The organism is Pseudovibrio exalbescens, from assembly GCF_028737195.1.
In the GTDB taxonomy this organism is placed as follows: Bacteria; Pseudomonadota; Alphaproteobacteria; order Rhizobiales; family Stappiaceae; genus Pseudovibrio; species Pseudovibrio zosterae.
This window is the reverse complement of record NZ_JAQZAJ010000004.1, coordinates 94,512-107,809: the sequence shown is the minus strand read 5'-3', so window position 1 is coordinate 107,809 and position 13,298 is coordinate 94,512. Positions and strand designations below refer to the sequence as shown.

The 13,298-nt window shown below is 55.1% G+C and carries 18 protein-coding genes; 4 read left to right on the top strand and 14 right to left on the bottom strand.

What is annotated here, in order from left to right; genetic code table 11:
• Positions 1-28: 28 nt before the first annotated feature.
• Positions 29-940, bottom strand: coding sequence for a LysR family transcriptional regulator (locus tag PUV47_RS12900; RefSeq protein ID WP_274218980.1), 912 nt, complete (start codon positions 938-940; stop codon positions 29-31).
• Between the two features lie 171 nt (positions 941-1,111).
• Between PUV47_RS12900 and PUV47_RS12895 the strand changes: the two genes are divergently transcribed.
• Both PUV47_RS12895 and PUV47_RS12890 read left to right on the top strand, forming a co-directional pair.
• Positions 1,112-1,807 carry an NAD(P)H-dependent oxidoreductase gene (locus tag PUV47_RS12895; RefSeq protein WP_274218979.1) on the top strand — a complete coding sequence of 232 codons (696 nt, stop codon included), beginning with the start codon at positions 1,112-1,114 and terminating at the stop codon, positions 1,805-1,807.
• Positions 1,808-2,023: 216 nt separating this feature from the next.
• Positions 2,024-2,317 carry a putative quinol monooxygenase gene (locus tag PUV47_RS12890; RefSeq protein WP_274218978.1) on the top strand — a complete coding sequence of 98 codons (294 nt, stop codon included), beginning with the start codon at positions 2,024-2,026 and terminating at the stop codon, positions 2,315-2,317.
• A gap of 70 nt (positions 2,318-2,387) precedes the next feature.
• On the opposite strand, the gene PUV47_RS12885 is transcribed toward PUV47_RS12890, so the two are convergent.
• Together PUV47_RS12885 and PUV47_RS12880 are read right to left on the bottom strand one after the other, a co-directional pair.
• Positions 2,388-2,930, bottom strand: coding sequence for a PaaI family thioesterase (locus tag PUV47_RS12885; RefSeq protein WP_274218977.1), 543 nt, complete (start codon positions 2,928-2,930; stop codon positions 2,388-2,390).
• A 69-nt stretch (positions 2,931-2,999) separates the two neighbouring features.
• Positions 3,000-3,896 carry a LysR family transcriptional regulator gene (locus PUV47_RS12880; RefSeq protein ID WP_274218976.1) on the bottom strand — a complete coding sequence of 299 codons (897 nt, stop codon included), beginning with the start codon at positions 3,894-3,896 and terminating at the stop codon, positions 3,000-3,002.
• 110 nt (positions 3,897-4,006) lie between these two features.
• Here PUV47_RS12880 and PUV47_RS12875 point away from each other — a divergent pair, with 110 nt between their 5' ends.
• Both PUV47_RS12875 and PUV47_RS12870 read left to right on the top strand, forming a co-directional pair.
• Positions 4,007-4,582, top strand: a complete 576-nt coding sequence (locus PUV47_RS12875; protein ID WP_274218975.1) for a flavodoxin family protein — start codon at positions 4,007-4,009, stop codon at positions 4,580-4,582.
• A gap of 157 nt (positions 4,583-4,739) precedes the next feature.
• On the top strand, positions 4,740-5,525 hold the full coding sequence (locus PUV47_RS12870; protein WP_274218974.1) for a nitroreductase family protein: 786 nt from the start codon (positions 4,740-4,742) through the stop codon (positions 5,523-5,525).
• A 65-nt stretch (positions 5,526-5,590) separates the two neighbouring features.
• On the opposite strand, the gene PUV47_RS12865 is transcribed toward PUV47_RS12870, so the two are convergent.
• The 11 genes from PUV47_RS12865 to PUV47_RS12815 all read right to left on the bottom strand — a co-directional run bounded on the left by PUV47_RS12865 (position 5,591) and on the right by PUV47_RS12815 (position 13,230).
• A complete protein-coding gene (locus tag PUV47_RS12865; RefSeq protein ID WP_274218973.1) occupies positions 5,591-6,034 on the bottom strand; it encodes a MarR family winged helix-turn-helix transcriptional regulator in 444 nt (147 codons plus the stop codon).
• 219 nt (positions 6,035-6,253) lie between these two features.
• Positions 6,254-7,039: a maleate cis-trans isomerase family protein gene (locus tag PUV47_RS12860; protein ID WP_274218972.1), complete on the bottom strand. Its 786-nt coding sequence runs from the start codon at positions 7,037-7,039 to the stop codon at positions 6,254-6,256.
• A 15-nt stretch (positions 7,040-7,054) separates the two neighbouring features.
• The gene (locus tag PUV47_RS12855) at positions 7,055-7,546 is read right to left on the bottom strand and encodes a nucleoside deaminase (protein WP_274218971.1); all 492 of its coding nucleotides are present in this window, start codon (positions 7,544-7,546) and stop codon (positions 7,055-7,057) included.
• Positions 7,547-7,736: 190 nt separating this feature from the next.
• On the bottom strand, positions 7,737-8,114 hold the full coding sequence (locus PUV47_RS12850; protein WP_274218970.1) for a DMT family transporter: 378 nt from the start codon (positions 8,112-8,114) through the stop codon (positions 7,737-7,739).
• Between the two features lie 51 nt (positions 8,115-8,165).
• Positions 8,166-8,486: a DMT family transporter gene (locus PUV47_RS12845; RefSeq protein WP_274218969.1), complete on the bottom strand. Its 321-nt coding sequence runs from the start codon at positions 8,484-8,486 to the stop codon at positions 8,166-8,168.
• Between the two features lie 11 nt (positions 8,487-8,497).
• Positions 8,498-9,166 carry a DsbA family oxidoreductase gene (locus tag PUV47_RS12840; RefSeq protein ID WP_274218968.1) on the bottom strand — a complete coding sequence of 223 codons (669 nt, stop codon included), beginning with the start codon at positions 9,164-9,166 and terminating at the stop codon, positions 8,498-8,500.
• 28 nt (positions 9,167-9,194) lie between these two features.
• On the bottom strand, positions 9,195-9,920 hold the full coding sequence (locus tag PUV47_RS12835; RefSeq protein ID WP_208974991.1) for a transglutaminase-like domain-containing protein: 726 nt from the start codon (positions 9,918-9,920) through the stop codon (positions 9,195-9,197).
• Positions 9,917-11,053 (bottom strand): acyl-CoA dehydrogenase family protein, encoded by a 1,137-nt coding sequence (locus PUV47_RS12830; RefSeq protein ID WP_274218967.1) that lies wholly within the window; start codon positions 11,051-11,053, stop codon positions 9,917-9,919. The genes PUV47_RS12835 and PUV47_RS12830 overlap by 4 nt, the downstream gene beginning before the upstream one ends.
• A gap of 21 nt (positions 11,054-11,074) precedes the next feature.
• Positions 11,075-11,452: an ectoine synthase gene (locus tag PUV47_RS12825; protein ID WP_274218966.1), complete on the bottom strand. Its 378-nt coding sequence runs from the start codon at positions 11,450-11,452 to the stop codon at positions 11,075-11,077.
• Positions 11,453-11,485: 33 nt separating this feature from the next.
• Positions 11,486-11,743 carry an acyl carrier protein gene (locus tag PUV47_RS12820; protein WP_274218965.1) on the bottom strand — a complete coding sequence of 86 codons (258 nt, stop codon included), beginning with the start codon at positions 11,741-11,743 and terminating at the stop codon, positions 11,486-11,488.
• A complete protein-coding gene (locus PUV47_RS12815; RefSeq protein ID WP_274218964.1) occupies positions 11,740-13,230 on the bottom strand; it encodes an AMP-binding protein in 1,491 nt (496 codons plus the stop codon). Before PUV47_RS12815 ends, PUV47_RS12820 begins: the two co-directional genes overlap by 4 nt.
• Between the last annotated feature and the right edge of the window lie 68 nt (positions 13,231-13,298).

The following is a 13,298-nucleotide window of genomic DNA, read 5'->3' as shown; positions in this document are numbered from 1 at the left end:
GCGCCCCTCGACCCTTGCTTTCCGAAAGCTAACGCAGCGCTTCCTCCCATATCGGCTGTTGCAGCTTGAGTTCGGCCTCCATGAACTCACGGAAAACCCGAACACGTGCCGGGGTATGGCCCGTGCTTGTCTGCACTGCATAGATGTTCCAATCGGGTAGCAGCTCGACCTCTGGCAGGACCACACGCAGCGCGCCCTGTTTTAGCGCCTCATGCGCATGCCAAAGGGACAAGGCCGCAATACCGAAACCATCCAGCGCAGCGGCGGAAAACGCCTCTCCGATGTTTGACTTGAAACGTCCACTGACACGCACGTTCTCCTCACGCCCGTCCGGGTGACGGAACCGCCAACTGTTTTTGTAGCCATCCACCAAACACTCATGCACGCTCAAGTCTGCGGGAGTTGAAATCGGCGGGTGCTTTTCCAGATAACAGGGCGAGGCCACAAGAACGCGCCGACAGGGGGCAAGCTTTTTGGCGAGGAGCTGAGAGTCTCGAAGCACCCCGATACGCAAGGCCAGATCGAACCCGCCCTCAACCATGTCCAAGACCGTATCACTGAGGTTCAACTCCAGCTCAAGTTTCGGATGCAAGTCCATAAAGCGGCGCAGATGCGGCATGATATAGAGCCGTCCAAACGTTGCGGAGGAGGTGACCCGCAAGGTGCCGGAGACCTCCGCTTCGCCAGATAGCTCGGAATACGCTTCATCCATGCTGGCGACGATATTCGTGGCGTGTCGCAAAAAGGCCTCGCCATCGGGCGTTAGCGAAACGGAACGCGTGCTTCGGTTCAAAAGGCGGGTGCCCAGAACATTCTCAAGCGCTTTTATCCGCTGCGTCGCCGAGGTTGGAGAGAGCCGGAACTCCCGGCCCGCAGCACCAATCTGACCCAATGCCGCGATGCGCGTGAAGAGTTGAATAGATTTCAGATCGAAACTCATTATTTGGATTTTCCAAATTCTTTTTGCGCAACAAGCGATATTGTTTCGATTTTGCCAACCTCTTATGTTCCGGTCAACATCAATCGTGTGCTGTAAGCGAGGCAATAAGTAATTGTCTCTAATAAGCTTTAGGGCCTCGCTGTGGCCGCACACCAGAAAAAGGAATGACCTGTGACTGTTCCAGCCATCTCGCGCGAGGCCCTCATCGAAGCCATGACGTTTCGCCATGCAACCAAGGTTTTCGATCCGGCACGACACATTTCAGAGGAAGACTTCAACACCATTTTGGAGGCCGCACGGTTGTCTCCAAGTTCCTTCGGCTTTGAGCCCTGGCAGATCCTTGTCATCGACACGCCAGAGCAACGTGAAAAGCTGCGGGAGTTCTCTTGGGGGGCGAATGGCAAGTTCAGTGGTTCTACCGGTCAGCTTGGCACCGCAAGCCGCTTTATGGTGATCCTGACCCACACCGAAAAGCAAATGCGCCATGACAGTGACTACCTGCAGACTTTCATGCGTGATATCAAGCAGCTTCCAGAAGATGCTTTGGCGTTCCGCACGACCGCCTACAAGACGTTCCAGGTGAGCGACTTCAAGATTACATCGCCAGAACAAATCAGCGACTGGGCTGGAAAGCAGGCCTATATCGCCCTTGCCAACATGATGACTGCGGCTGCGCTGCTTGGTATCGACTCCTGCCCAATTGAAGGGTTTGACATGGACGAAGCAAACCGAGTGGCACGAGAAGACTATGGTGTAGACACCGACAAATACCGGGTTTGCGTGATGGCCGCCTTCGGATACCGCGCTTCCGAACCGTCCGTCGAAAAGACACGCCGCCCGATGGCGCAGATTGTGCGCACAATCTAATTCATTGGGAAAAATATAATATCGGGACGGTATACCTTCGCATTCACACGTAGGCCACTTCCCTTGCCCCAATAAGTTGCTGGTTTATCGTAGAGGGAGAGTCGTCTCCCTCCTTTTTAGTCGGCTTTGTTAGCTGGGATAAGAGCGCCAGCACTGTTTTCTGGGTTGCCTGTTTTGGAGGTCAGTAATGGGGCCCAAGCCAACGAAAGATGAATTATGTCGGAAAAAATCATTATTGTTGCCGAAATCATTTCCAAACCAGGTGAAATCGAAAACCTGAAGGCAGAAGTTCTCAAGCTCATCGAACCTTCGCGCGCGGAACCTGGCAACATTTCCTATGAACTTCATCGCGACCTAGAAGATGACAATAAGCTAGTCATGATCGAACAGTTCAAAGACGAAGAAGCTTTCGAAAAGCACGCAGCCTCTGAGCACTTCCAGTCGTTCGGTGAGAGTGCGAAGCCATACCTGGCGGGCGTGAACATCAAGAAGCTCAACCGCCTCGCATAAGCTCCCGGCTTCCAGAGAGCAGGAAACCTCCAGCCGCTAAACGGCGGCTCGGAGGTTTTGTTATTACCAGTTACCCTGCCACCTGCCCCTTGTGCAGCTTTAGCGGAAACAGAAAACATGTGGTTGTGGCGTGTGCGTAGAGCTTGCCATCCTCAACCCCATGCAGGTAGCCCTCGGCTGTTGCCATTTGCCGTCCTGAATGGATCACCTTGCCCTGAGCGCGCAATTTGCCGGTGCTCGGCAATATGGCGCGGGTGTAGTTGAGGTTCAGCTGTGCGGTGGTGTAGCCAATGCCTTTTGGCAGCGACGTGTGAACGGCAATACCCACGACCGTATCCAAGATGGTGGCGGCAAATCCGCCATGCACAAACCCCATTGGATTAAGCAGGAAGTCCGCAGGATAGGCCTCTACAATGGCACTGCCTTCTTCCAGCGCGAAGGGCAGGGACATGTTGACCGTCTGCGCAATGGGGGGCGGGGCGCCGATTTCGCCTGCGGCGAGGGCACGCATGTACTCCAGCCCGCTCATGTTCATGGCCGCTTCAATGTTGAACTTGGCCACCGCGTATTCATAGCTGCGGCTCTTGGTTGTCAGCGTGTCGTTGTTGTCCATTGCATCCTCCTCTTTCGGGGAGGAACCTATGGGCGGAACCGCAGCCAGACAATTGCGCCTTTAGACCGGTCACGCCGAGGTATCGCGCAAAGCCGTGCGAAGCTCCGCCTGTAGCAGCTCCACGAAGCTTTTTGCCGCAACCGAGACGTAACGCCCCGGCGGATGAATGGCCCAGATGCTCATGTTTGTTGTTACTGGGTACGTCGGGAGCACCTGTACCAAAGTGCCGGACGCCAACTCCTCGCGAATGCTCCATTTGGAGCGAAGAGCGATGCCAAGGCCATTGACGGCAGCAAACTTGTCGATTTCGGCGCTGTCTGTGCGCAGCGTTCCTGACACCAGGATGATCCTTGGTCCATCTGCGGTCTCCAGTGTCCATTTGTTCTGACCGGCAAAAACCATACAGTTGTGGTCCTTCAGGTCCTCGGGCGTTTGCGGTGCCCCATATCTTTCAAGATAAGCCGGAGAGGCCACCAACACGGAGACATTGTCACCCAGCTTGCGTCCGCGATAGCTGCTATCGGGAATGTTGCCGATGCGAATAGCGAGATCAAACCCCCTCGCAGCGTAGTCTTCCACGTGATCGGAAAGAGACAGGTCCAGTGCCGCCTTCGGATAGCGGGTCAAGAACGCCTCGATAACGGTTGGCAGAAACAGCCGCCCGAAGAATGACGGCGCCGTAACACGCAAAGATCCTGTTGGCTCCTGCGAGCGCGTTCCAACGCTGTGCCGGGCTTCCTCGTAAGCCTCCAGGAGCACCTTTGCCCGTTCCAGAAACTGACGCCCCTCATCGGTGAGTGACAAGCTCCGCGTGGTTCTGGTGGCAAGCGTACAAGACAAGGTACGCTCCAGGCGCGCAAGACGCTCACTTGCCAGATTAGGCGTAATGCCAAGCGCCTCGCCCGCTGCGGAAACAGAGCCCAGCTCCGCTATGCGTTCAAAGAGTGCAACATCTTCGATTTTCATTTTCCGATAAATCCGATAAGTGTTTCCTCCACACTCCTGCTTTTTTTGATAAATGCAAGTGCTAGTGTGCAACCGACAAAACAGTCCTCACCGAGTAAGGAAAGACAAAGATGGCGACAACGGCAATCGTTTATCACAGCGGCTATGGCCATACCCAGCGTCAGGCAGAAGCAGTACGCGACGGCGCACAGAGTGTACCGGGCGCTGAGGTGCTGTTCTTCCATACCGACGAGTTCGAAGGTGAAGGCGCAGATGCGGCTTGGGCGGCACTTGATAAGGCTGACGCTATCATCTTTGGCGCGCCAACCTACATGGGCTCAGCCTCTGCGCAGATGAAAGTCTTCATGGACAAGACCTCCGGTGCATGGATGGAGCAGCGTTGGGCCAATAAGCTGGCCGCTGGCTTCACCAACTCCGGTGCAATGTCCGGCGACAAGCTCAACACCCTGATCGGTTTCTCGCTGCTTGCAGCTCAGCATGGCATGATCTGGGTGAACCTCAACCTGATGCCGGGCAACAACAGCTCTCAAGGCTCTGAAAGCGACCTGAACCGCGTTGGTGGTTTCATCGGTGCCATGGCGCAGTCCAACGTGGACCAAGGCGCAGATGCCATGAGCGAAGCGGATCTGGCCACAGCCAAGCACCTTGGCCAGCGCGTTGCCACAATGGCGGCGAAGCTTCGCTGAACCGGGTAGGTGGTTCCCCCCACTTGTTCGAGGGTGGGTACTCGACCGACATCTTGGATGACACGTGCATTCATGCATTGCCCAGGAGAAGGCCCGCGTTTCCGCGGGTCTTTGCTGTTTACCGCCAAGACCGATTTGAACCATCAGGATTTAAGCGATGACCAACAAGACAATTGAGCAGATGATGAGCCGCCGCTCCGTGCGCGCCTTTACTGGCGAAGCGGTCAAGCAGGACGATCTCAACCTGATCCTGAAAGCGGGCCAGCAGGCTCCAACCTCCATCAACGGCCAGCAAATCTCGCTTGTTGTGACGCAGGACAAGGAGACCATCAAAAAGATCGCTGAGATCGCAGGTGGCCAGCCGCAAGTTGCGGGCGCAGATGTGTTCATCACGGTTGTGATGGATTATGTACGGCCGGGCTTTGCGACCTATCTGGCCGGCGAGGAAATTGTCATTGAGAAGTCCGCCGAGGGCCTGCTTGTGGGTGCCGTTGACGCTGGCATCATGACCAACGCCTTGCAAACAGCCGCCGAAAGCCTCGGCTATGGCTCCACTGCAATTGGCGGCATTCGCCGTGCACCGGAAGCCATGATTGAGCTGCTTGGCCTGCCTCAGCGCACTTTCCCGATCAACGGCCTGACGCTTGGCGTACCAGACAAGGCAAAGCTCTCCGGCGTGAAGCCGCGCGTTCCATTGGAGAGTTTCGCCATGTTTGAAAAGTATGACGCGCAGAAGGTCGCCGACGGCGTCAAGCGTTATGAGGCAACTTTGCAGGAATGGTGGAACGAACAAGGCCTGCCGGAAATGCCAAGCTATTCCGCCTCTACCGCAGGGTACTACAAGAGCATTTACTTCCCGAAAGTGGCGCCGGTTTTGAGGTCACAAGGCTTCGATATGGAGCGGCCTGAATGGATGCCGGAAAGCGATGTCTTCGACGGATAAGCCAATCCGCCGTCACCCTAAAAACAAAGCCCTCCGTCTCTGCAAAGAACGGAGGGCTTTCGGGTTCAGCTGGCCTCAACTTCTTCTTTGGCGGAGAGCGCATTCAGCAAAGTAAGCACGTCCCCTGCACTAAACTTGTCCTTGGCTTCTTCAAGAGCCGCACAGAGCGCTTTTTCGTAGTCAACCCTGGCCTCTGAAAGACGCTTGCGCCCCCGGTTCGTGAGAACAGTATAGATGCCGCGCTTGTCGTCAGGGCACAGGTCTCTCACCGTATAGCCATTGTTCTCAAGCCGCCCGACCAGACGGGTGACGGAACTCTGGTTCAATCCCAGAAGGCCAGCCAATTCTTGCATACGCAGTTCAGAATCCTTGGCGACCTCCAAGAACTTAAGGGCACGAAACTCCGAGAGTCCGATGTTGTGTTTGCGCTGCATATCCTTGGCGACAAAGCTTTCGACAAAATCAACCAGGTAAATCAACCGCTCCCATGCGGCACTCTGGAGGGACATGGTATTGCTCGCTTCCTGCGCATCGATTCATTTAGACTTTTTATATATGCACATGCAAATGAATAAGGAAAGAGGCAGAGCGCGTTGCGAAGAAATTACGAGGGTTCATCAATTCCCCAAGCGCGCAATGCCGACCATAATATGACTTCGGAAAAACAAAGAGTTATGCGCCCAGCAGGCCAGAAACCATGACCGGGCGCAGAATTACTTTAAGCAGGTTCACCCGAACAGGCGTCCGTATCCCGTCACCGCTGGCTTTTCTGAAAGCGCGGAGAGCGTATCCCAGAACAGCACCTGGTTTGCAGAAGTCATGGTGACATTGAGGTTCTTTTCGACGGCATCGATAATCCCCACAGCGCGCTGGCCATTGCCAGCAACGAATACGGTATCGACATCGTTTTCTGCGACCACTTTGGCAACCCAATCATAAAGCCCGGCAGGGGTGATATGCGGCTGTCCGCTCGGCAAACCACAAGGCCCATGGTAAGCAACAGGAACGCCAGCCTTCTCAAAATAATCCGCCCCCTCTTGGGACAGAGCATCATCAAACCAGGGTGGATTGATCAAAGCCAACCGTTTGGTCCCAAGCTTCTGAAAGGCCTTGGCCGCAGCACTGCAGGTTGTTGTAGTGGGGATGCCGCGCAGAACCGGCTTCAAGCGCTCAAGCAACGCGGCCTCGCCGTCCGGCCCGTGTTTGTAGGCAGAACTAGTAAAGGCAAGGCCGATGGCGTCCAGAGGAGAGGTGGCGAGGGACGCAACCGCCTCATCCAGATGCGGCGGCGCAGTGAAAGCTTCAACCGGCTGGTGAGCAATCTTCTCGTCCATGACACCACCGGCGCGCATGGCGGAAAAGTGCACGCGCCCGCCGTGAATAGACACCTCGCCGCCCGCCATTGCGCCGAACTCGGCTTCAGGCCCCACATCCGCGTGAGGTACAATCACGCCAATGCGGGCAGGGGCGCTCCATCCATCAGCCTTCCATTGCTTTTCAAGTACAGCGTCCATCAGTGCAGACCTCCATTAAAACCGCATGAAGCTGGATTTGGCCAGCCACATTCGGAAGGGTTCAAAACCATTTTCCACTTCGTGAAGTTGCGGGCGCATGGCCCAATGCTCTGTTGGCACAGCGAAAATCTCGTAGGAGCGCGAGTAGTTGAAACCACCTTGTGCAGCGCCGTCTCTGTCCACCGCATAGACAATGCGTGAGACACCGGAATAGAGCGCAGCCATGTAACACAGGGCACATGGCTCACCGGAGGCGATCAAGGTCAAACCGCTCAGACTGGGGTGCTGACGGTGCTTGCACGCGTTTCGGATGGCCACAACCTCTGCATGAGCGGTCGGGTCATGGTCTTCGGAGACACGGTTGACGCCGCTGCCATAGACCTTGCCGTTTTGGTCGGCAATCAGCGCTGTGAACGGAATGCCACCCTTTTCGACATGCTCGATAGACATGTCCACCGCCTGCTGAACCAGACTGTGAATGACGTCGTGTTCTGTTTTTGAGGGCATGAGTACTGCGCTCCCTGATAGTCTTTCGGAATTGGTGGGAGGGGAGACAAGGCTGGCACCGGGCATTCACCCCCGCGGCGAACACATGACTGAAGCTCACTAAGAACCTGTTCATGCGTTAACCGCGAGGACCAGTGCCCAAGGACGGCATCAAGCACCGAAACGACGCCAGCCTTCGATCCCGGTTGACTTAGCCGTTAAGCTGCTTGCTGTCTGCCAGCTTGAGCCAAACAACGCCGCCGATGATCACAGCAAGCCATACACCCTGGTAAAAGGTCAGGGTCTGGTCCAGCAGGATGCTGCCGAAGACCGCCGCACCGATGGCGCCGATACCTGCCCAAACGGCGTAGCCAATACCAACATCGATCTGCTTCAAGGCCACACTCAGGAAGTAGAGCGTAAGCAGGAAGAAGATGACCGCAGAGATCGACCAGCTCAGCACCGTGAAGGCCTGGCTTCCGCCAACGCTCAAAGCGTACCCTATCTCAAAAAGGCCAGCGAGGAGCAGAGCCAGCCATGCCTTACCGTGACTTTCGGTTGTTTCGTTGCGTTCTGTTGTTGCCGACATTTTAAAATTCCTTCTCTTGAAGCTTGAGGTTTGCGGGCTGAAAGCGGCCGCTTATGCCGCGCCCGTCAGACGCAGACCGACAACCCCGCCAACCACCAGGAGGATGCCAAGGGCTTTCTGCCAATTGAGACGCTGATTGAAGAACAAAGCGCCCAGGATCACGATCCCGACCCCGGAAACGGAAGTCCAGATTGCGTAACCTACACCAACGTCGAAGGTGAGGAGCGCGAGGCTGAGGAAGAACGTGGCAATTGCACCAGCTACAAGAGTTGCCGCGGTCCATTTGACATTTGTGAAACCTTTTGCATTACCTGCTGAAATCGCAACAGCGATTTCAAAGATCACTGCAACACCAAGATAAAACCAACTCATGACATACCTTTCTATGCTTTTGACTGAGTGAGGGGAGTGGTTGAGTTTTGGGCAGTTGCCTTCAACAGCCCGGCTTCTTGAAGGGCGGCGCGCAGTTCGCCCTCCGACGGAACGCCTTGCAGGCGCCTGTCTCCGATGAAAATGGTTGGAACAGCCGAGATGTTTGCTTGCTCCTTGGCCTGCTCCAATGCCTTGCGATGGGTGAACGCATAGGTGCCCTTGTCGAGAGCTTCGCGCAGCTCCGCACCATCCAAGCCGACTTCTTCGCCTAGCCGAACAATGACTTCGATGTCGCCAATGTCCTGCTCTTCTTGAAAGAAGGCCCGCAAGAACCGATTGGAGTAGGCCTCGCCAAGGCCCTTTTCCTGCGCCAGCTGGAAACCCTCGAACGCTTTTTGCGTGCGTGGTTGAGGAGAAATTTGCGGAAGCTTGATCGGCACACCGAGTTCCTCAGCCATGGGGTAGACCGAGCGCTCCCATACGGTGGGCAGGTATGGATCCTCGACCCGGAGCGTTGGCACCGGATCGGGACGCAGCTCATAAGGCCGCCATTCGATAGGCACATCGTGACCGTCGATGACACGTCGAATGACCGTCTCAGCCAAGAGGCAATACGGGCACACATAGTCGGTGTAGACGACAATGCTGTTTGATGGGTCACCGGTGTTTTTGTTGTACATGCAAATATATCCTCAAAAAAATTTGTGATCAGGCAGCCCGGAACTCACGCTCCTTCGGCACTGATCCCTTGCCTGTCACCATCAAGGGGTGCTGGGACTGAACCAGACACACAAGTTCCGAGTGCTTGGGGTTAGAGAAACGTGTCGGCTCTCCAAGGTATTCCATGGACCGACCCTTGGTATGCGGCTGATGGACCGCATCGCTGAAACCGTCGAATTCGAGCGGTTCAATCTTGTAGAGCTTGCAAAGCAAGCTATTGAAAACAGGTGCAGTCTTCAGCCATTGACCGTCTACTTTCACCTCATTGTACCAATGCAGAAACACCTTGCCGCCGACCAATTTTTCCAGGCTTGGTGTGGTGATGTGGTTCTGAACCTTAGAGGCCACAACACGGCACGGCACACTGGCGGCACGGCAACATGCAGCATACAAAATGGCCTTGTGCAAACAGAAGCCACGCCCGGCATTGATGATGCCGGAGGCCTTCAAGCCGTCTTTGCTGATGTCCGTTCCAAACACCTCGTAGAAGATGCCATCGCGGATCTTGTAGTACAGCGTGACTGCCACGGACCGGTCGGAATGATCTTTCCGACCGAGTGCATGCTTCACGTAGTTCTGAACCCCAGGGTCGAGATAATCCAGAACCTCGCCGGGCTGGCACTCGACACCGAGAAAACTAAAGTCAGTGTCCAAACCAAAATGGTTCAGAGCAACGGACGGGTCTTGATTGGAGTGGATGTGCGACGTGCTCATGCTCTGATCCCCATCATGGCTGCAATTCGGGAGCGCTGAATGTCGTTTGTTCCGGAGTAAATCGGTCCCGCCAGAGCATTGCACACCTCAGCGCCAAGTCCGTTTTCCGCCAGAAAGCCGTAACCACCGAACACATGGACCGCGTCAATGGCCGTGGACAGGGCGCTTTCGCTCACATAGACCTTTGCAATCGCAACATCGGTCGTCACGTCTTTGTTCTGGCTGACCTTTTCCGCTACGTGCAGGATCCAGTTGCGGCTCATTTCGTAGCGCATTTTCATCTCTACGATCTTGTTGGCCACAGACTGGAAAGCCCCGATGGACGTGCCAAATTGCTCGCGGGTGTTGGCATACCGAACACACCGGTCAATTCGGCGCTTCATTTCGCCGACATTCATCATGAAGGAATAGAGGATCTCACGCTTCATGACATAGCTCAGGATCAGGAAACCTGCGCCTTCGCGGCCAATGAGATTGGCTGCCGGAATGCGGCAGTCATCCAGCGTCAGCTCGCTGAGGGGAGAAGAAATCAGACCAACCTTCTTCATGGTTGGCCCAATCTTCACGCCCTTAGTGGTTGTTGGCACAAGAAACGCGGAAATGCCGCCTGCCTTGCTGTCACTGGTCTTGGCGTAAACCACGATCACGTCGGCGATCGGGCCGTTTGTTACGAATGCCTTGTGGCCATTCAGGACGTACTCATCTCCATGCTTGGCAGCCGTTGCCTGCATGGAAACAGCATCAGACCCGGCACCAGGCTCACTGATTGCGTGCGCACCGATCAACCGCCCGGCGGAAAGATCAGCCAGATAGCGGGCCTTGAGATCCTCGCTACCGAACTGTTCCAGCGCTGAAATTGTGCTCGCCAGATGGGTCGCAACGGTGAAGTTGAGGCCTGAATCCTGAGAAACCTCTCCCAGTGTTTCGCAAAGGGTCAGCATGCCCTTCAAACGATCGTTGAGGGAGAAGGCTTGATCTACAGCCGCTTCGAAGAACCCGGCATCGGAGATTGCCTGCCACTTGGACCGGGGAAATTCTGTCTCGGACGGCGCGCCCTCATTGATTGAGGGGTCGAGCTTACGAAGAGCTGAAACCAGCTCTTCGAAGCGCGCAGAAGGATTAGTTGAGAGCATGACGCTCGCACTCCTTTTGGCTTAGTAGCGGGAGAACCCTTCTGGGTCGAGCTTATGTCGTTCATCGCCGTTCAACGGCGGGTTGAAGACGCTCACGAGGTGCATGTCTTCGCCTTCGTTCGCGACGAGAATATGCGGGTCATGTTCATCGAGCGCATAGATGTCGCCAGGCTCGATGTTGAAGACGATACTGCGATCCTTGCTATAGACCTTGCCACTACCGGAAATGCAGTAGCAGGCTTCCAGATGACGCTCATACTGCAAGCGAGACTCTGAACCAGCATTTACAACAGTGTGGGCAACAGTGAAGCCCATGTTGTCCTTCTTAGTAATCAGACGGTGACTAGATCCATTGCCCCAGTTAACGCCCTCAAGTTCATCTTTCTTGCGGTAGAACATTACTCTATCCTCCTAATAGATATCTGGTTAAAACTAGGCGACTGCTTTCTGTTCATGCTTCAGAATGAAGTCGTCTATGGCCTTCACACTCAAAAAATCCTCCGGTGCAAGGTCCATTTCGTTGATCGGCAGTGAGAAAGTCTCTCCCAGCCATGCAATCAGGCGTACCAATGCCAGACTGTCCAAAACACCCGAGGCCAACAGGTCATAGTCCTCAGGGATTTCATCGGCAGAGACATCTGTGGTCAGTTCGCTACAGATGAAGCTGCGAATTTCATGGGAATAAGTCATGAAGTTGTTTCTCCGGCTTCTTGGAAGAACCCGGCAAGTGACTTGCGGTCTGGCTTGCCTGTTGAGGTTCTCGCGAGTGGATCACTTGTAATTTTGTAAAGGGAAGGTATCGCTGAGCGTGGAATGTGCTCGGCACAATAGCTGCGCAGTGTAAGGCTGTTCAACTTTGCACCAGGGGAGACCTGCACCACAGCAGCCAGCTTTGTGCCTGCAGCGGCGTCAGGTAGAGGGATCACGGCAGCCGCCTCCACATCCGGATGGGAGGTAAGGGCGATCTCGACATCGACAATGTTGGTGCGGACGCCGCGAACTTTCACAATAAAATCGCTACGGCCTTCAAGGTAAATCAGGCCATTTTTCTTCATGCGGACCAGATCTCCGGTCTTGTAGAACGTCTGAGCAACGCCCTCTACAACCCGGGTCAGAAACGCATCTTCGGTTTTTACAGGATCTGTGTATCCAGTTGCCTGAAACGGCGTAGAAACAAGCAGTTCACCGCGGGCGATATCGTCTGCCTCTGGCTCATCCGTCGGCTCCACCAGAACTTTCACATGAGGGAGCGGCATGCCAACCGGCATCACCTCAAGGTCTGTCAGCTCCTCAGCATTGCAAGAAAAGATCAGGCTGTCGTTGGTTTCGGTGGCCCCATAAACATTGCGGAAGATCGCCTTCGGAAACATATGGGCCAGCTGTAGGCGCTGTTCTTTGGAGAACTTCTCGCCGGTCATGATGACGTTCTTGACGAAGGGAGCCTTGAAAGCCGCGCTGCCATCTGTCTCCGCCAGCATTCGATAAAGCAGCGGAACACCTTCGATCAGGTCCGGCTTATGCTTGGAAACCAGCGCCCGCAGATACGCCCCATCTGCACCTTTTGCAGGATCTGCCAGGACCGAGCAGGCCCCAATGGAGAGCGGGGTCCAGATCTCAAGCAGGGCGAGATCGAAGTTCAGCGGAGCGTAGCTAAAGACCTTGCTGTTCTGCACTAAGGAGAACTGTTGTTTCGCCCAAGCGAAGAAGCTCTTCAACGCGTTTGCGGGAAGCATCACACCTTTAGGTACGCCAGTGCTGCCCGAGGTGGTGAGTATCAAAGCGCAGTTGTCGGTGCTTTTGGTAAAGCCCTTGCCACGCACTTCCTTCAGAATCTCGATGGTTCCGTGCGCATCAAGGCCGATCTGCGCGAAGATCGCTGCATCTTCAAAGACCTTGTCGCATGCTTTGTCACCAAGACCTGCGGGCACAATCATAACCGGATGGCCGTGGTGCCAGAGCGCCAGGATCAAGGCGAGGGTGCGGGCGCTTTTTTCTGCAAACAAAGCAACACGGGAGCCAGAGGGCAGCGGGAGGTTTTCGACCTGATGGCAGAAGGCACCATGCAACTCCAATAGGTCAAGATATCGTACCTCGCCATCATCGGTATGCAACGCCACCGCTTCTCTAACCTTTTGAAACTCCTCCAAGAAACCTTGGCTCAATGTCTCGCAGACCATAGCACGTCGTTCTCTCTGTCTCGTGGGGCAACTCCTGCCCGATTGCTTGCGCATACAAGTATATTTGC